This is a genomic window from Vreelandella nigrificans, assembly GCF_002374315.1.
GTDB classification, from domain to species: domain Bacteria; phylum Pseudomonadota; class Gammaproteobacteria; order Pseudomonadales; family Halomonadaceae; genus Vreelandella; species Vreelandella nigrificans.
In genome coordinates this window covers 196,944-213,921 of record NZ_NWUX01000004.1, presented here as the reverse complement: position 1 = coordinate 213,921, position 16,978 = coordinate 196,944, and the positions used below count along the sequence as shown (strand labels likewise).

The 16,978-nt window shown below is 56.1% G+C and carries 16 protein-coding genes; 8 read left to right on the top strand and 8 right to left on the bottom strand.

Annotation, left to right across the window (positions count from 1 at the left end; translation table 11 throughout):
* Positions 1–71 precede the first annotated feature (71 nt).
* The 3 genes from CPA45_RS07760 to CPA45_RS07750 all read left to right on the top strand — a co-directional run bounded on the left by CPA45_RS07760 (position 72) and on the right by CPA45_RS07750 (position 3,217).
* On the top strand, positions 72–1,154 hold the full coding sequence (locus tag CPA45_RS07760; protein ID WP_096650982.1) for an aromatic ring-hydroxylating dioxygenase subunit alpha: 1,083 nt from the start codon (positions 72–74) through the stop codon (positions 1,152–1,154).
* On the top strand, positions 1,151–2,116 hold the full coding sequence (locus CPA45_RS07755; RefSeq protein WP_096650981.1) for a PDR/VanB family oxidoreductase: 966 nt from the start codon (positions 1,151–1,153) through the stop codon (positions 2,114–2,116). Before CPA45_RS07760 ends, CPA45_RS07755 begins: the two co-directional genes overlap by 4 nt.
* A 72-nt stretch (positions 2,117–2,188) precedes the next feature.
* Complete coding sequence (locus tag CPA45_RS07750) at positions 2,189–3,217, top strand: TRAP transporter substrate-binding protein (protein ID WP_096650980.1); 1,029 nt, start codon at positions 2,189–2,191, stop codon at positions 3,215–3,217.
* A gap of 72 nt (positions 3,218–3,289) precedes the next feature.
* Here the strand turns inward: CPA45_RS07750 and pcaG are convergent, their stop codons facing one another.
* The 8 genes from pcaG to CPA45_RS07710 form a co-directional block, all read right to left on the bottom strand.
* Entirely contained in the window at positions 3,290–3,922 is a 633-nt protein-coding gene (gene pcaG / locus CPA45_RS07745) for a protocatechuate 3,4-dioxygenase subunit alpha (protein WP_208858466.1), read from the bottom strand.
* A gap of 30 nt (positions 3,923–3,952) precedes the next feature.
* On the bottom strand, positions 3,953–4,684 hold the full coding sequence (pcaH, locus tag CPA45_RS07740; RefSeq protein WP_096650979.1) for a protocatechuate 3,4-dioxygenase subunit beta: 732 nt from the start codon (positions 4,682–4,684) through the stop codon (positions 3,953–3,955).
* Between the two features lie 32 nt (positions 4,685–4,716).
* Positions 4,717–5,913 (bottom strand): alpha/beta fold hydrolase, encoded by a 1,197-nt coding sequence (locus tag CPA45_RS07735; protein WP_096650978.1) that lies wholly within the window; start codon positions 5,911–5,913, stop codon positions 4,717–4,719.
* A gap of 11 nt (positions 5,914–5,924) precedes the next feature.
* Positions 5,925–7,127 (bottom strand): 3-oxoadipyl-CoA thiolase, encoded by a 1,203-nt coding sequence (gene pcaF / locus CPA45_RS07730; protein WP_096651025.1) that lies wholly within the window; start codon positions 7,125–7,127, stop codon positions 5,925–5,927.
* 16 nt (positions 7,128–7,143) lie between these two features.
* Positions 7,144–7,917 (bottom strand): CoA-transferase subunit beta, encoded by a 774-nt coding sequence (locus CPA45_RS07725; protein ID WP_096650977.1) that lies wholly within the window; start codon positions 7,915–7,917, stop codon positions 7,144–7,146.
* Positions 7,917–8,747, bottom strand: coding sequence for a CoA transferase subunit A (locus CPA45_RS07720; RefSeq protein ID WP_096650976.1), 831 nt, complete (start codon positions 8,745–8,747; stop codon positions 7,917–7,919). Before CPA45_RS07720 ends, CPA45_RS07725 begins: the two co-directional genes overlap by 1 nt.
* Before the next feature lie 200 nt (positions 8,748–8,947).
* Positions 8,948–10,288 carry a class-II fumarase/aspartase family protein gene (locus CPA45_RS07715; RefSeq protein ID WP_096650975.1) on the bottom strand — a complete coding sequence of 447 codons (1,341 nt, stop codon included), beginning with the start codon at positions 10,286–10,288 and terminating at the stop codon, positions 8,948–8,950.
* A gap of 140 nt (positions 10,289–10,428) precedes the next feature.
* On the bottom strand, positions 10,429–11,112 hold the full coding sequence (locus CPA45_RS07710; protein ID WP_096650974.1) for a TetR/AcrR family transcriptional regulator: 684 nt from the start codon (positions 11,110–11,112) through the stop codon (positions 10,429–10,431).
* A 167-nt stretch (positions 11,113–11,279) separates the two neighbouring features.
* On the opposite strand from CPA45_RS07710, the gene CPA45_RS07705 reads away from it, so the two are divergent.
* From CPA45_RS07705 to CPA45_RS07685, 5 genes are all read left to right on the top strand, one after another.
* On the top strand, positions 11,280–12,344 hold the full coding sequence (locus CPA45_RS07705; protein WP_096650973.1) for a DctP family TRAP transporter solute-binding subunit: 1,065 nt from the start codon (positions 11,280–11,282) through the stop codon (positions 12,342–12,344).
* Positions 12,345–12,428: 84 nt separating this feature from the next.
* Positions 12,429–12,926 carry a TRAP transporter small permease gene (locus tag CPA45_RS07700; protein ID WP_096650972.1) on the top strand — a complete coding sequence of 166 codons (498 nt, stop codon included), beginning with the start codon at positions 12,429–12,431 and terminating at the stop codon, positions 12,924–12,926.
* On the top strand, positions 12,923–14,188 hold the full coding sequence (locus CPA45_RS07695) for a TRAP transporter large permease (RefSeq protein WP_208858465.1): 1,266 nt from the start codon (positions 12,923–12,925) through the stop codon (positions 14,186–14,188). The genes CPA45_RS07700 and CPA45_RS07695 overlap by 4 nt, the downstream gene beginning before the upstream one ends.
* A gap of 28 nt (positions 14,189–14,216) precedes the next feature.
* Entirely contained in the window at positions 14,217–16,085 is a 1,869-nt protein-coding gene (locus tag CPA45_RS07690; protein ID WP_096650970.1) for a bifunctional sugar phosphate isomerase/epimerase/4-hydroxyphenylpyruvate dioxygenase family protein, read from the top strand.
* A complete protein-coding gene (locus CPA45_RS07685) occupies positions 16,082–16,960 on the top strand; it encodes a shikimate dehydrogenase family protein (RefSeq protein WP_096650969.1) in 879 nt (292 codons plus the stop codon). Before CPA45_RS07690 ends, CPA45_RS07685 begins: the two co-directional genes overlap by 4 nt.
* The last annotated feature ends 18 nt before the right edge of the window (positions 16,961–16,978 follow it).

The following is a 16,978-nucleotide window of genomic DNA, read 5'->3' as shown; positions in this document are numbered from 1 at the left end:
TAATAGTCTTTACTTTGGATCCAATAACAACAGTTACGCTACTAATAAACAATACCAAAAAGGAATTAACCGTGACCCAACAAACCCTCCCTCCCTCAAACACATTCCCAGTCAATACATGGTACGTTGCTTGCACTCCCGAAGAGCTGACCGACAAGCCGCTAGGGCGCACTATTTGCAATAAGCCTCTAGTGTTCTTCCGCGGAGAAGAGGGCCGAGCAGCCGCTGTCGAGGATTTCTGCCCCCACCGTGGCGCACCGCTCTCCCTAGGCTTTGTGCGTAATGGAAAACTGGTGTGCGGCTATCACGGCCTGGAAATGAACTGCAGCGGCAAATGCGACAGCATGCCTGGCCAACGTGTCCGCGGGTTCCCCAGCATTCGTGCCTACCCCGTTGAAGAACGCCACGGTTTTATTTGGCTTTGGCCTGGCGACCCGGACAAGGCAGACCCTGCATTGATTCCTGAGTTGCACTGGGCCAACAACCCCGACTGGGCATACGGTGGCGGCCTATATCACATTCAGTGTGAATATCGCCTGATGATCGATAACCTCATGGACCTCACCCATGAGACCTACGTACACGCCTCCAGCATTGGACAACCGGAAATAGAAGAAGCAGCGCCAGAAACAACGGTTAACGGTAGCGAAGTTATCACCAGCCGTCAGATGGAGAATATACCCGCACCGCCCTTCTGGCAGGCTGCCCTGCGGGGCAATGGGCTTGCTGACGATGTGCCCGTCGACCGCTGGCAAGTTTGTCGTTTTACACCTCCCAGCCACGTGCTCATCGAAGTCGGTGTGGCTCACGCGGGGCATGGCGCAGATAAGGCGCCAGCGAATGTAAGAGCCTCCAGTATTGTGGTCGACTTTATCACCCCCGAGACCGACACCTCTATTTGGTACTTCTGGGGCATGGCCCGCAACTTCAAACCTGAAGACCATGAGCTTACCGATAAGATCCGCGAGGGACAGGGCAAGATATTTGCCGAAGACCTGGATATGCTCGAAGCCCAACAGCGCAACCTGCTGCTCTATCCGGAAAGGCAATTACTCAAGCTCAATATTGATGGCGGAGGTGTACAAGCACGCCGGATTATTGACCGAATCTTGGCAGAAGAGAAAGCAGCGCAAACTGAGGAGACAAAGGTATGAATCCCTCTTTGTCACTGATCGTCGAGGTCAAAGCTCGCCATGAGGAGGCGCTTGGCATTGCCACCTTCGAACTTGCCGACCCGCATGGTCGGCCGCTTCCCCCCTTTAGCGCAGGTGCCCATATTGATGTGCAGGTGAAAGAGGGGCTGATCCGTCAATATTCACTGTGCAACCACTCAGAGGAGCAGGATCGTTATTTGATCGGCGTGCTCCGCGACGAGGCCTCCAGGGGAGGCTCCATCGCCATGCATGATGAGATTAAAGAGGGCAGCTTACTCCTTATCAGCGCCCCCAAAAATCACTTCCCGCTGCTGCCTGCAAAGCGCACCTATCTGCTGGCGGGCGGCATTGGCATCACACCGATACTGTGTATGGCGGAGCGGTTAGCACGCACCGACGCAGACTTCGAGCTGCACTACTGCGCCCGCTCCGTCGAGCGTATGGCCTTTGGTGAGCGCATCAAGACATCGAGCTTTTCCGATAGAGCGCACTTCTATGTGGATAACGATGCTGCGTCCCCGCCGCTTGAGCTTGCAAAACTGCTCGAAGAGCCAGACGCAGATGCCAGAGTCTATGTATGCGGCCCGTCAGGGTTTATTGATGCCGTGCTGGCGGCAGGAAAAAAGTGCGGCTGGCCAAGTGATCGCTTACACACCGAGTACTTTACTGGTGCTGCAATAACCACCGACAACGACGGTAGTTTCGAGGTGCGTATCGCCAGTAGCGGTGCCGCCTTTACAGTACCCGCAGACAAAACCGTTTATCAGGTCCTGGCTGAAAATGGCATCGACATTATGGTGTCCTGCGAGCAAGGGGTATGTGGTACCTGCCTAACCCGTGTGCTTGAAGGGGAGCCGGACCACCGGGATTTATACCTGGATGATGACGAGCATGCGCTCAATGACCAGTTCACCCCCTGCTGTTCCAGAGCGAAGAGCAAAACGCTGGTATTGGATCTTTAAACGGTCTCAAAAGCGGCCTCAAGAACAAGCATAAAAACGTGTCCCCGTTGACTAGTAATCAGGATAACGACAATGAAAAAAATACCCCGCACTCTAGCCAAGGCTAGCCTGTTTAGTGTGTTCACCGTTTCGTTTTCACTCATCACTCCCCTTGCTGAAGCCAGCACCACGCTTCGGGTGGCGCATGTTTGGCCGGGGGGCTCCATGGTAGACCGTGAGCTGTTTCAAGCCTGGGCTAAAAGCGTTGAAGAAGCCTCAGGCGGCCAGCTCAAGGTGGAGGTTTATCCCAGCCAGACACTAGCCAGATCGGGCCAGACTTACGAAAGCGCAGTAATGGGTATTGCCGATATCGGCGCCTCTGCCCAGGGCTACACAGCAGGCCGTTTTCCGCTGACGCAAGTGGTTGAACTGCCGGGTGTTTCATCAAGCGCTCGCCAAGGGGCCTGTATTCTTCAATCGCTGTATGACCAAGGACACTTTGAGCAAGAGTATGCCGATACGCGACCACTGTTTTTATTCACCACCGGCCCTGGGTACCTGCATACCAAAGAGCGCCTTATTAAAGCACCTGCTGATATCGAAGGACTGCGCTTGCGGCGCCCCACACCGGTGGTGGGTGATATGCTGGAAAGGCTCGGCGCACAAGCGGTAGGTATGCCTGCACCGGATGTGTTTACCTCTATGCAGCGTGGTGTGGTCGACGGCCTCAGTTTTAACTGGGAGGGCATGAAGACCTTCCGGCTGAACGAGCTGGCGCAGTACCACACCGAGGTCCCCCTGTATGACCTATCCCTGTTCGCCACCATGAGCCAACGCAGTTATGACAGCCTGTCAGCCGATTTGCAGCAAGTGATAGATGACCACAGCGGGCTGGAGTGGTCGCTGCGCGCAGCAGAGGTGTACGATGAATTGATACACCAAGGACGCCAGGAAGCCGTAGAGGCAGGGCATGAGTTTATCGTCATCGAAAACGCACTCGAAGACTCTGAATGGGGGCCTGTATTACAGCAAACCATTGATGGTTACTTGGAAGATATTGGCGGCACTGCCAGCGAGGTCTATAAGGCGGCGATGGATTTACAGCAACGCTGTCCGGTTTAGCATTTCCTCGTATTCATAACAAAAGGGCAGCCCGCTGGCTGCCCTTATTGCTTTAGAGCCCCTCCGGCATAATCAAAAATCAAAAAACACCGTCTCCCCCTCGCCTTGCAGGCGGATATCCAGCCGGTAACGCACCTTGCCATCGACCTCTTCACGCTTGGCGATTAGGGTTTGGCGGCGGGCCGGTGATTCGATGCGCGTTAGCACCGGGCACTGAGCGTTCGCCTCAGCTTCGTCATCAAAGTAGAGCCGTGTTTGCAGGTGAATATTCACCCCGCGGGCAAACAGCGTCAGGTTAATGTGCGGCGCCATTAGCTGGCCACTAGGGTGCTTCACCGCGCCGGGTTTGATGGTAGTTAACGACCACTCGCTACCGTGATCGAAGGTAGTAGCAGTGCGACCAAAGCTATTAAACGGCTTGCTTAGGTCATAATCGGCTTGATAGTGACCATTAGCATCCGCTTGCCACGCTTCTACAAAGGCATCGCGCACTAGGTCGCCGTTGCCATCAATCACAGTACCGACGACTTCGATAGGCTCGCCCTCGGTATTAGGCTTAGCCATCTCGTTCCAGATCTCTTCGTCGCGCACCGGATTACCAGCAGCGGCGAGAGCAAGACCAATATGCACGTAGGGGCCAGCAGTTTGCGAGGCAGTTTCGCGTAGCATAAGTGAACTGGTCGGCTGGCTGTTAGGCTGATTCATGATGTATCCCCTGCCCTTATTGATTTTCAGCTATTGGTTTTCGAAGAAGGTCTGCAGCTCGCCGCGCACCACCACATCAAAGCGATAAGCCAAGTAATCCATCGGCTTGCTGTGGGCCATATCGAGCCGCCCAACCATGGTCTCAACCGCAAGAGGATCTTTCAGTGTATGCACGATGGGGCACAGGGGAATCAGCGGGTCGCCCTCAAAATACATCTGAGTAATCAGCCGGGTAGAGATCGAAGGGCCAGTCACTGAGACGTGAATATGCGCTGGGCGCCAGCTGTTCATATCGTTGGGCCATGGGTAAGGACCGGGCTTGATAGTACGGAAGCGGTACATCCCATGCTCATCGGTCAAACAGCGCCCCACACCGCCAAAGTTAGGGTCTAGCGGTGCCAGGTACTTATCGTTTTTATGCCGATAGCGTCCGCCCGCGTTGGCCTGCCACATCTCCACTAGGGTGTGCGGTATTGGCTTGCCGAACTGATCCACTACCCGGCCAAACATGATAATCCGCTCGCCCTGGGGCAGTCCGGCATGGCTTGGGTCCTGGCGAAAGTTAAGCAGCAGATCGTTATCGTGGGGGCCCATGCGTAGGTGGCTGAAGTCCGGGCCTGTCAATTCAGACGCTGTTGGCTGCTGCATACTTACCAGCGCCTGCTGGGGCGAACGCGCCACCGAAGTTTTATAGCCGGGCGCATAGGCAGGCGGATGCCAGTTGCGGTCACGGGCCACAAAGCGTTTGTTATCGTGGGTCATCACCCTTACCTCTCATCAATTATTTCAATTCGCTACTCGCCCCAGCCCAGCTCTTTGGCGAGGGCAAAAGCGTGATTGGCTGCCGGTACGCCGCCGTAAATCGCCACATGCATCAGCACTTGGCGCAGCTCACCCTCACTAAGGCCGATGCGCTTGGCGGTCTTAAGATGCAGCGTGAGCTCTTCGCGACCGAGGGCGGCGAGAATGCCGGTGGTGATCATGCTGCGCTCGCGGCGGGTTAAGTCGTCGTTGCTCCACAGCTCGCCCCAGGCTAGCCGGGTAATCATCTGCTGGAAGGGGGCGTCCAGGCTGTTGGCGTTAGCGGTGGAGCGTGCCACATGCTCTTCGCCTAACACTTGTTTGCGGGTCTCCAAGCCAGTGGTATAAGCCACGCCATGGTTGGCTACATCACCTAAATCAGTCGCCAGTACATTGAGCAGCTTTTGCGCAAACAGCGTCGGGGCTTCTACCGAAGGCACATGGCCCACGCCATCAAAAATTTCCAGCAGTGCGTCATCAAGTTCTGCCGCTAGGGCTTTCAGCGTTGCAGACGGGGTGGCCATATCTTCACTGCCGCCAAATAGCTGTACTCTGACCTTTTTAGGGATGACCTTATGAGGGCCGCTCTTACCTGAAAGCTTCCCGGTAAAAGTATCGCGACCAAGCATCTCACACAGCTGGGCGTAGGACTCATCGTCACCACGGCCCATCTGGGTGCACCAGCCTGCTTTCAGCGCGGGGCTTGCCTCAAACGCTGCCGGGGCAAACCAACGCGGTACGATCTCTTGAGACATCGCCACCAGACCTTCCTGGCGTACGCGACCTGCGCGGGTATTCCATAAATCAGGGTTGCCGATCACCGCGCCGGTGTTGGTCAGCGTGGCGGAGAGGAGCCGCTCGCTATGCTCGGCAATCAACTGCTGGCCCACTACGCCGCCAATGGAAGTACCTGCAAAGTGAAAGCGTGTAGCACCCGCTAGTTCTGCCAGCGCTAATACCTCCGCCGCTAAGTCAGTAGGGGTAATCTGCCCACCACTGACCGCCTGACTGGCGCCATGGCCGGGAAGATCCCAGCTCAGCACTCGGTAGCGGGGCAGCAGCGCGGGAATCACGTCATCCCATACCGCTTGGCTCATGCCCAAAGGGTGCGCCAGCACAACCAGTGGGTTCACTTCTGCGCCAAGCAGGCGATACGCCACGCTGCGGCCGTTGATGGTATGAAATGCCATGATTGCCTCCGTTAAACCCGTTCAATCAGCGTTGCTATGCCTTGGCCGACACCCACACACATGGTGCAAAGCGCGTAGCGTTTGCCGCTGTTTTGCAGCTCATGTGCGGCGGTCATTAACAAACGCGCACCGGACATGCCCAGTGGGTGACCCAGCGCAATCGCACCGCCGTTGGGGTTCACCCGGGGATCGTCGTCGTTAAGGCCCAGGTCGCGCATACAGGCCAGTGCCTGAGCGGCGAACGCTTCGTTGAACTCAAACACATCGATATCGTCCATGGCGATACCGGTGCGCTTAAGTAGTTTCTGCACTGCCGGTACCGGGCCATAACCCATAATGCGCGGCTCTACGCCAGCAGTGGCCATGCCGATAATCTTCGCCATCGGAGTCAGGCCATGCTGTTTAACCGCCGCTTCGCTGGCCACCAACATCGCCGCTGCCCCATCGTTGACGCCAGAGGCGTTGCCTGCGGTAACGCTACCGCCGTCACGGAAAGGCGTGGGCAGACCAGCGAGTTTCTCCAGGGTGGTTTCCCGCAGGTGCTCATCCTGATCGAAGATCAGCGGTTCCTGCTTACGGCGTGGAATCTCAATGGCGGTAATTTCTTGGGCAAAGCGCCCGGCCTTTTGAGCGGCAGCGGCTTTCTGCTGGGAGCGCAGCGCAAAGGCGTCCTGGTCTTCCCGGGAGATATTGAACTGTTCGGCGACGTTTTCTGCCGTTTCCGGCATGGAATCCACCCCAAACGCTTTCTTCATCAGCGGGTTGATTAAACGCCAGCCGATGGTGGTGTCTTCAATTTTTTGACTGCGGGAAAAGGCGTTATCGGCCTTGCCCATCACGAAAGGCGCACGGGACATGGACTCCACGCCACCTGCCAGCGCCAGCTCCATCTCACCGGCTTTAATGGCGCGAAACGCCGTGCCTACCGCATCCATACCTGAGCCGCACAAGCGGTTCATAGTGGTACCGGGCACCGAAGTAGGGATGCCCGCCAGCAGCGACGACATGCGTGCTACGTTGCGGTTATCTTCGCCAGCCTGATTGGCACAGCCCATAAAGACTTCTTCAATCGCGGCGGGGTCAAGATCCGGCGCTTCTGCTAATACGGCTTTGAAAACCGTCGCGGCGAAATCATCCGGTCGCACGCTGGCTAAGGTGCCGCCAAAGCGGCCAACAGCGGTACGGCGGGGATGACAAAGAAAGACATCTTTCATGCTCATAAAGAATCCCTTATGCGCCAGCGTGGACGCGTTCAGTGCGGGCTTTTAGCTCACGAAGAATTTCAAGCTCATTAGCACTGGGTTCTGGCGTGCTTTCAAGCTGCTCAGCAAAGCGCACTTCCCAACCAGTGGCCTCAATCACGTCCTCGCGGCTCACGCCTGGGTGCAGCGATACCACTACCAGCTCTTTGGTCTCGGGGTCAGGCTTCATGACGCACAGGTCGGTAATTACCCGAGTGGGACCTTTACCAATATTGGGCACGTTGTCGCGCCCTTTACCATCGCGGCCAAAGCCCAGGGTAGTGATAAAATCAACGTCTTTTACAAAGGCACGCTTGGAGTGCTTAAGGGTGATAAACACTTCACCGGCGTTAGTGGCAATTTCCGGCGCACCGCCGCCACCCGGTAGGCGAACTTTGGGCGCTTTGTAATCGCCGATCAGGGTGGTATTGAGGTTTGCAAAGCGGTCAATTTGTGCGGTGCCTAAAAATCCCACACCGATTTTTCCTCCCTGCAGCCAGTAGCGGAACATCTCCGGTACTGCCACAGTGGTGAGCGCTGATTCGCACAGTTCACCATCGCCAATGGAGAGTGGCAGGATCGCAGGCTTGGTTTGCAGCGTACCGGATTCGTAAATCAGCACCACGTCCGGCGCATGTGTTAGCCGCGCCAAGTTGGCAGCCTCTGAGGGCAAGCCGATACCCACAAAGCAGGTCATGCCGTTTTCCAACGCCCGCGCCGCGGTCACTGACATCATTTCAGAAGAGGTATATTCCAGACTCATCAGGCTTGGCCTCCCACGTTATCGGTGGCGTTAAAGACGTTGTCGTCGAGCCACTGGGTAAAGGTGTCACGATCACGAGCAATGGCATCCCACTCTTTGTAGAAGCGATTGCTGCGGCCGTAGTAGCCGTGGGTATACGAAGGCAGTGCGCCTTTCTCAGCTATCGCAATGGCGCTGATGGCCCAGCTGGGGATCACGCAGGCATTGGGGTGGGCGTTGAGATCATCGACGATCTCTTCCACCGTGACGATGCTGTGCTTCGCCGCTAGCACGGCCTCTTTCTGTACACCGACAATGCCTTCTACCAGCACGTTGCCCTGGCGATCCGCCCGCTGGGCGTGAATGATCGAGACATCCGGGCGCACTGAGGGCACGGCGGCCAGACGCTCACCGGTAAACGGGCACTCTATGAACTTGATTTGATCATTGACGCTGGGCAATTCGCTGCCGATGTAGCCGCGAAAAACCGCCAGCGGAAGACCGGCGGCACCTGCTTCAAAAGCGCAGGCCATGGCGGCATGGCTATGCTCAAGAATCTCAACTTTATGCGGCCAGCCCTTCTCAACCGCATCACGCAGGCGATGTAGTGAACCCACACCGGGGTTACCGCCCCAGGAGAAGATGACTTTTTTGGCGCAGCCCGCGCCAATCATTTGATCGTAGATGATGTCCGGGGTCATGCGGATCAGCGTCAGATCACGCTTTTGCTGGCGGATCACTTCGTGACCAGCGGCAAACGGAATCAAGTGGGTAAAGCCTTCCATAGCCACCGTAGCGCCGTCTTGGACGTAGCGCGCTACCGCGTCATGCAAGCTGAGAAACTCGGCCATGATGGATGCCTCTTAGCGGGTCGTTAGCGTATTTGTTAGTGGGCTTCTAATGAATTGTTCGCAAGACGAACATAGATCCTCTATACGAACAAGTTACTGCTGAACGCCAATCAGGTCAAACCCGCCACTCATCGCCTAACGTCTTATCGCCCGCACTTTCTCCGTCACAACCTAATGTAACAACTTGTTTTTAAATGCAATTATTGCGCTTCCAGCCACTTTTTGGCGCGCGTAACCTGAGCCGTGCTGCTACCAAGGTATAAAGCTGGGTCGCATGCATTGCGCAGCTCATCTGCATCTACAGCCCCTTTTGCATCAGGATCCTTAGCGAGCACCTCTGTCAGAACATCAAAGTAGGCTCGTGATTCGCGGCGTGAGGTTTCTGCAGCATCCGCGCTCACTGCTTTGGCTCTGTCCACCCCTAACGTCGGCGCCAGCAAACGCGCTACCGGCTCCGCCATAATGCCGCCACCAGTGGCCGCTAGGTTTCGCCACATATTGCTGGGATTGACCTCAAGACCTTCCAGCAGCACAACCACTTGCTCCAGCGCGCCTTCTACCAGCAGAGCGCTTTCTATTAACGGTGCCCACTCCGCGTGCCACTCCCCAAGCCCGCGCTCAAGGGGCTGAGCGGCAGCACAGATCAACACGCTGGTATGGCCATGCACTTGCCGCGCCGCACCGCGAATCAGTGCGCTGCGTACAGGGTTACGCTTATGGGGCATGGATGACGACTCCCCCATCCCTGGTGCCGAGGGTTCCGCGACCTCGCCGACTTCGGTTTGGGTGAGCAGCGACACATCCAGGGCGATTTTTTCAGCGGCCCCAGCGACAGCATCTAACGCCGTACCGAGAGCATGAATGGGGTAGCGGTCGGTATGCCAGGGCAGCACCGGCACCGACAAGCCTAAACGCTCGGCTAGCGCGTCCATCCACTCAAGCCCGAGGTTATCCCAACCCGAGTGCACGCCCACTGCGCCACCAAACTGAACAGGTAGCTCAACAGCGCTTAAACGGCGGCGCGTTTGCTCCAGCCCGACTGCCCAGTGAGCCACCTTCACCCCAAAGGTGATCGGCAGCGCCTGTTGCATCAGGGTGCGCCCTACCATGGGCGTGTCGATATGAACATCCATTAGCGCCGTCGCGGCCGAGCGGCAGCGCAATAGCAGATCGTCTAGTGCTGCTAAGCGTGGCTTAAGCAGCAGCATCAGCGCGGAGTCGACCACGTCCTGGCTGGTCGCTCCCTGGTGCCAGTAGCGCTTAAGCTCACTGGGTAGCAGCCCACGACTCTGTTTAACGAAGGGAATCGCCACGTTGCCACCGCTGGCGATGCCTTGGGCAATCTCAGCAACATTAAAGTTGGCACCCTCCAGTTGCTCACGCATTTGCTGGCTGGCGCCGCTAGGCACAGCTCCGCTGGCTTCCTGAACCTCGGCTAGGGCCAGCTCAAAGGCCAACATGGCGCGTACCATAGCGTCATCGTTGCACGCGTCTATTGCGTGCTGGCTCATGAAGGGGTGCTTTAAAAATGCAGTGGGCATGGGCGAGAGCCTCCTATTTAGCGTTGTGCAGAGCCTAAAAAATCGTAAAAGCATGGCTCAGAACAATATTGTACATATGTTCGCTATTCGAACTATACGTCAAATAGGTAGGCGCGAGTCCACTATCATCGTTCTGCTAATTACGGCTGGGGCGTTACTTCGTCGGGGCGCACATAGCGCAGCACCATATCAGTAACGTGCTCTTCTAATTTTCGCTGATTTTCCGGCGCAGCCTGCTGCCAATCAAAAATGCGCGAGAAGGTGTGCTGATTTGAGACATTAAAAAATGACAGCGCACTAATCAGCCAGTGGAGTTCTCGTGGGTCTAAACCTTCGCGGAAACACCCCTCCTCTACGCCACGAAGATAGACGTTAGTAAGCGCATCAATGACGCCCGCATTAAGCGATTGAATCAACTTTGACTGAGCTAAAAACCGGCCATGATGAATATTTTCGATCATTACCAGCCGGATAAAGTCGGGATTTTTGGCGTGGTGACAGAAAGTAAACCGCACTAGTCGACTGAGCGCTTCTAAAGGAGGCAGGTGGTCAAGATCCAGCTCTGCTTCCTGAAGACGAACCTTTTGATAAGCGGCTTCCAGAGTGTGCAGGTAGAGCGTCTCTTTATCACTAAAGTAATAGTAAATCATGCGCTTGGAGGCGCGGGTTTGCTCGGCTATCTCATCAATCCGTGCCCCAGACAGGCCTTTTTCCGAGAATTCACGGGTGGCCACCGCCAGAATATCGGCACGCACGGATTCAGGGTTATTTTTACGCCGACGCCGCGGTTCTGGGGGGCTGGTCTTGGTCGAAGTGGCTGTCATGGAGCGTACCTTTTATTGTCGTGGTCGTCTTTTGTCTAGTATGCCATAGCTTGACTGAACGTACCATTTCGTACATTGTTAATTTGGATAGAATGAAAAGCCCCTGCGCGCCACTGCTTACGGCTTTTAACTTCCTATAACAACGGCCCGACAAGAGGACAACAACAATGTCTCTGCAGCTAATTACTTCATCAACATCCACGCTTTCCGCAAAGCCGGCGTCTATAAAACGCACCTTAGTAGCAGCTATTACGGCAGCCACACTGGTGGCTGCGGCCAATGCCTCTGCTCAAACGTTGCGTTTTGCCCACGTCGATCCTGACGACTGGACCACCTCTAAGAAAGGGGCAGCAGGCCACGTGTTCAAAAACCTGGTGGAAGCTGAAACGGACCTCACCGTAGAGCTATATCCTGCCGGCTCTTTAGGCGGTGAGGTCGAGCTTATTGAAGGTGCTCAGGATGGCACTATTAGCATTGCGATGGTTTCCGGTTCCTATGCCAACTTCTGCCCGGCGGTCGCCGTCACAGATATCCCTTATACCTTCCCGTCAGCACCCGTCGCTTGGCAGGTGATGGACGGTGAGTTTGGCACTGCGCTTGCCGAGCATTGCTTGCAACAAACAGGCCTGAGAACGCTGGCTTACGGCGAAACCGGCTTTCGCCATTTCACCAACTCCGTGCGCCCTATCCACTCACCGGAAGATATGCGCGGACTGAAGTTCCGTGTGCAAACTATTCCGCTCTATTTGGAATTGGTACGCGGGCTTGGCGCCGAGCCCCAGGGCATTTCCTGGGGTGAAGTGCCGACAGCCTTGGCAACCGGTGTAGTCGATGGCCAAGAAAACCCTATTTCGGTTATCTACGGTAACAACTTCTACGAGTTTCAGGATTACCTGACCCTGGATCGCCACGTTTACGGCGTCGACCACCTGCTCATTAACGATGACATCTTCCAGTCACTTAGCGATGAAGAACAAGCCGCCGTTAAGCGGGCTGCCGTGGTGGCTGGAACCACGGGCCGTGCAATTCAGCAGTTCAACTCAGCCGAAGGTATCGCCAAGTTGGAAGCAGCTGGCATGGAGATCACCCAACCCACCGCTGAACAGATGGAAGCCTTCCGTGAAGCCGCTCAACCCCGGGTTCAGGCTTACCTGCGTGATGAGCTGGGCGATGATGCAGAGTGGATAGATCGCCTCTCTTCCGCTGTTGATGAGGCCTCTGCACGCTTCTAAGCCCACCACCAAGCGCTTTGTGAGTGGGCCTATCATTGCCCACTCGCGACCCTGCGTGCCTGACTATCGATTGAAGGTGCCCTCATGTCATATCTTCTCGCCCGGATACACCGTGGCTTGATCCTGTTCAATGGCAGTTTGGCTGGTCTTGCCATGATACTGATTTTTCTACTGGTCGCAGGCAATGCCTTTGCGCGCTACACATACGGCGGTTCCATTAGCTGGGGAGAAGATACCGCCATCTATCTAATGATTTATGGCCTGATGTTTGGCATGTCCTGGGCGTATCTTCAGAACAAACATATCGGCTTTGACCTTATCCGTCGGCTACTGCCACCACGCTGGCTGCGCTGGCAGGCAGTTGTCATTGATCTAGTGGTGCTCTTAGTAGGTATTGGCTTGATGGTATCGGCCTTTGAGTTCATTTCTGCCCGAGGGGCGCGTACTTCCTCAAGCACCGGCATGCCAATGTGGCTATTTCAAACGTCCATATTTGTTGGCGGCGCACTGCTTAGCCTCTCGGCTCTAGTAATGAGTGCGCTGCGTTTTAACGAGCAGGCGGGTGAGGAGGCTTCATCATGATCTTTATTCTGCTGATAGCCCTGGTTTTGCTCGGCGTGCCGTTTGCATTTGCCATTCTGGGTACGCTCACGGTGCTGATGAGCACTGGTGATCTGCCCTATCACATACGTATTGTGTCGCAGCAGTTCTTTGGCGGGTTGGAGTCCTTCCCTTTACTGGCAATTCCGCTGTTCATCCTGGCTGGCGAGCTGATGAACGAAGCGGGCATCACACACCGTATTATTAACTTGGCCACCGCCATTGTCGGCCGTATGAAGGCAGGGCTAGCGCATGTGAACATCTGGGCATCGGTAATTTTCGCAGGCCTTTCTGGTTCAGCGATTGCCGATACCTCAGCGCTGGGCCGAGTATTTGTGCCCGCTATGGAGAAAGAGGGTTATCCGAGGGATTTCGCCGCGGCACTTACCGCAGCTTCCTCGGTCATTGGGCCGATTATTCCTCCCAGTATTCCGGTGATTATTTACGCGTTAACGGTTTCTGGTGTGTCAGTACCGGGTCTTTTTTTGGCAGGAATTGTGCCCGGGCTATTACTGGCGCTGGGGCTATCCCTCTACGTCTATTTTTTCGCTGGAGATCTGGGGGCTACCCAGACCAAGAAGCAGTCGCGCCGCCATGCCTTCCTCCACGGCCTGCTGCCCGCGCTAATGCCTGTATTCGTAGTGGGAGCCATTCTCGCCGGTATCGTTACGCCTACCGAGGCAGCGGCTTTTGCCGTGGTATACGCGCTGATCCTAGGAGTGGTGCTCTACCGCAATATCAAACTGGTCAACCTGCCCGGCATCTTCGCCCGCGCTATGCGCGATAGCGCGGTGATCATGATCATTATGGGCGCGGTCGCTGCAGCCAACTGGGTGCTGACATTCGAGCGTGTGCCCAACATGCTTACCGAATGGGCACTGATGAATATCGATACCCAGTGGACCTTCCTGATTGCCGTCATCCTCCTGCTATTGGTGGTAGGGCTCTTTTTAGAAGGTATTGCGGCCATTTTGGTACTGGTACCGATTCTCCACCCCATCGCCATGGCGCTGGGCATCGATCCGCTGCACTTCGGGATTATCGTGATTTTCAACCTGATGATGGGGCTGATCACTCCCCCCATGGGGCTCTGCCTGTTTGTTGCCGACTCCGTTTCCGGTGTGGGCATGGGGGCCATTATTCGTCGCATTCTGCCAATGCTCGCCGTGCAGTTTTTGGTCCTGCTGCTAATTACCTTCGTACCAACGCTGGTCACCTTCCTGCCTCGCCTGGCGGGATACTGATATTCATCAATGTAAGGAGCATGATGTCATGTACTCATCCATTGCCACGGTTTGCCTGAGCGGCTCGCTGGAAGAGAAGGTAGACGCCATTGCGCAGGCGGGCTTTGAAGGGCTTGAGCTATTTGAAAATGACTTGACGGCGTTCTCCGGCACACCACGGGAAGCGGGTGAGTTAATTCGCGCCCGCGGGCTGAAGCTGGTAACACTACAGCCGTTTCGCGATTTTGAAGGCCTGCAAGGCCGCGCCCGGGAGCGTGCGTTTGATCGCGCCGAGCACAAGTTTGACCTGATGGAGGAGCTGGGTACGGATCTGCTTATGGCGTGCAGTACCGTTCATCCCGACGCTCTACCGGGTTTAAGCAGAGCCGCCGATGACTTTTATGAGCTGGGCGAGCGTGCTGCGCGGCGTAATCTGCGCGTAGCCTATGAAGCGCTGGCCTGGGGTCGCCATATTCACGACTACCGCGACAGTTGGGAGGTGGTGCGCCGCGCCGCCCACCCCAATGTCGGCCTGGTGCTGGACACCTTCCATATTTTCTCCCGCCAGACGGAGCTAGGCACCATCGGCCGCATTCCTGGCGATCGCATCTTCCTGGTACAGACCGCCGATGCGCCGCGTCTCTCCATGGATCACCTATCGTGGAGCCGCCACTACCGCTGCTTTCCTGGCCAAGGCGAGCTACAGATGGATAAGTTCATGGCCATGCTGGAAGAGACCCGCTACGACGGCCCGCTCTCCCACGAAATCTTTAACGATGTCTTCCGCATGGGTCACAGTGACCAGACCGCCCGAGACGGGCTGCGCTCCTACCACTTGCTGCGCAGTATGCAGGGCGACAGTGGTATCCCCGCGCCGCAGCCGATTGAGTCGGTCGCCTTTCTCGAAATCGCCGTAGAGCCAGACGATTTAGCACCCCTGCGCGAACTGCTCGGCACCCTGGGCATGGCCTGCGTCGGGCGTCACCACACGTTGAGCGCTGAGCGCTGGGCCGCAGGTGACGTCAACCTGGTGCTCAATACCGAATCGAGCTTTACCGGTCGCACGCCAGGGCGCCATGCCACAGCGGTAACGGCGATTGGCCTGCGTGTGGCAAATGCCTATGAGGCATTTAAACGGGCAGACAAACTTGGCTACGATATTGTCGAACCTGAAGAAGTCGGCGCCAGCCACCGTATGAGCGCGCTGCGCAATGTGGATGGCAGCCTCTCCTATATCATCGACGACTCGCAGCTAAGTCGCACCTGGGACCAAGAGTTCCCTGTGGATGGTCAGCCGGTTCCCCAAGGGGCTCTGGTGGATATCGACCATATCAGCGTTGCTCTCTCTTACCACGACTATCTCTCGCTGATGCTACAGTACCGCGCCATTTTCCAGTTGGCGCCAACCCCCTCATTTGATGTGGCGGATCCGCGTGGACTGATCCAAAGCCAGGTGCTGCAAAACCACAATGGCCGCTTTCGCCTGGCGCTTAACGCCAGCGCCTCGCCGGATACCGCCAGTAACCGCTTTGTTCGCCAGTATGGTGGTTCGGGGGTTCACCACGTCGCCCTGCGCACCAACTCCATGCGCGAGACCAGCGTAGCACTGCAACAGGCGGGCACGCCGGTACTGCCCATTCCCGGTAACTACTACCGTGACCTTGCCGCCCGCTTTAACCTCCCAGCGCAAACCCAACAGTGGATGCAGGAGCATCACATCCTTTTTGATCAGGACAGTAACGGCGACTTCCATCAGCTATATACGCAACCCGGCCGACAAGCGTTCTTTTTTGAGTTGGTGCAACGTGAGGGTTACCAAGGACTGGGGGCACCGAATGCCTTTGTGCGTGTAACGGCACAACAGCGTTTAGAAGCGACTATTAGTAGTCATCAAGACAAGGGAGTGAGCCAAGCATGATCAAACTCGGACTGGTAGGGGAAGGCATTGCCAAGTCACAATCCCCCGATTTACACGAACGCCTGGGGGCATCATTGGGCGAGCCGGTACGCTACGATTTAATCGATAGCCGAGGCGTAGCGAACTTTGACTTTCCCAACGCTATACAACGTCTGCGTACCGATGGCTATCGTGGTACCAACGTCACTTTTCCCTTTAAAGAACAAGCCGCGCAGCTAGCTGATATTCGCGGCGAAGGCGTGCGCCGAGTAGGTACCGCAAATACGCTGCTTTTTGATGCCGATGGCCTACGGGCAGAAAATACCGATTACACCGGTTTTATAAGCGCCTACCGCCACTCTTTTGGCCACCAACCCGCAGGCGAAGTACTATTGATCGGTGCCGGCGGCGTGGGCCGAGCAGTGGCCTGTGCATTGGGAGAGCTGGCCGTTAGTCACATCCATATTCTCGAACACGATGCTTCTCGGGCAGAAAGTCTGAGCAGTGATCTTAACACCATGGGAATTAGCGCAGCATGCGTCACGCCAGAGCAGGCTCAACGTGAGCTACCTAGCTGGCACGGGGTGGTCAACTGCTCACCGATTGGACACATTAACCATCCTGGCTGCCCTATTGAGACCACGGGGCTTGGCTCCCAGCACTGGGTGTTTGATGCGGTGTACATTCCCGCCCACACAGAGCTTTTAAACGCTGCCCACCAAGCGGGCGCCAAAACGCTTTCGGGTGTGGATCTGTTTGTATTTCAGGGCGTGGATGCGTTTCGCTTTTTTACCGCCGATTGCATTCCCTCTGAACAGGTTGATCCACATGTGATACCGCTACGTACGCACTACATAGAACAGCTCGTCACACATTCATCTCATCTAGTGCCATGAAGTGCCAAAGAATAGCGT

Excerpts from the sequence above, each read along its gene's own strand:
- CPA45_RS07755 (WP_096650981.1), top strand. The coding sequence starts at position 1,151 with ATGAATCCCTCTTTGTCACTGATCGTCGAGGTCAAAGCTCGCCATGAG.
- CPA45_RS07750 (WP_096650980.1), top strand. The coding sequence starts at position 2,189 with ATGAAAAAAATACCCCGCACTCTAGCCAAGGCTAGCCTGTTTAGTGTG.
- pcaG (WP_208858466.1), bottom strand. The coding sequence starts at position 3,922 with ATGAATCAGCCTAACAGCCAGCCGACCAGTTCACTTATGCTACGCGAA.
- pcaH (WP_096650979.1), bottom strand. The coding sequence starts at position 4,684 with ATGACCCACGATAACAAACGCTTTGTGGCCCGTGACCGCAACTGGCAT.
- CPA45_RS07735 (WP_096650978.1), bottom strand. The coding sequence starts at position 5,913 with ATGGCATTTCATACCATCAACGGCCGCAGCGTGGCGTATCGCCTGCTT.
- pcaF (WP_096651025.1), bottom strand. The coding sequence starts at position 7,127 with ATGAAAGATGTCTTTCTTTGTCATCCCCGCCGTACCGCTGTTGGCCGC.
- CPA45_RS07725 (WP_096650977.1), bottom strand. The coding sequence starts at position 7,917 with ATGAGTCTGGAATATACCTCTTCTGAAATGATGTCAGTGACCGCGGCG.
- CPA45_RS07720 (WP_096650976.1), bottom strand. The coding sequence starts at position 8,747 with ATGGCCGAGTTTCTCAGCTTGCATGACGCGGTAGCGCGCTACGTCCAA.
- CPA45_RS07715 (WP_096650975.1), bottom strand. The coding sequence starts at position 10,288 with ATGCCCACTGCATTTTTAAAGCACCCCTTCATGAGCCAGCACGCAATA.
- CPA45_RS07710 (WP_096650974.1), bottom strand. The coding sequence starts at position 11,112 with ATGACAGCCACTTCGACCAAGACCAGCCCCCCAGAACCGCGGCGTCGG.
- CPA45_RS07705 (WP_096650973.1), top strand. The coding sequence starts at position 11,280 with ATGTCTCTGCAGCTAATTACTTCATCAACATCCACGCTTTCCGCAAAG.
- CPA45_RS07700 (WP_096650972.1), top strand. The coding sequence starts at position 12,429 with ATGTCATATCTTCTCGCCCGGATACACCGTGGCTTGATCCTGTTCAAT.
- CPA45_RS07695 (WP_208858465.1), top strand. The coding sequence starts at position 12,923 with ATGATCTTTATTCTGCTGATAGCCCTGGTTTTGCTCGGCGTGCCGTTT.
- CPA45_RS07690 (WP_096650970.1), top strand. The coding sequence starts at position 14,217 with ATGTACTCATCCATTGCCACGGTTTGCCTGAGCGGCTCGCTGGAAGAG.
- CPA45_RS07685 (WP_096650969.1), top strand. The coding sequence starts at position 16,082 with ATGATCAAACTCGGACTGGTAGGGGAAGGCATTGCCAAGTCACAATCC.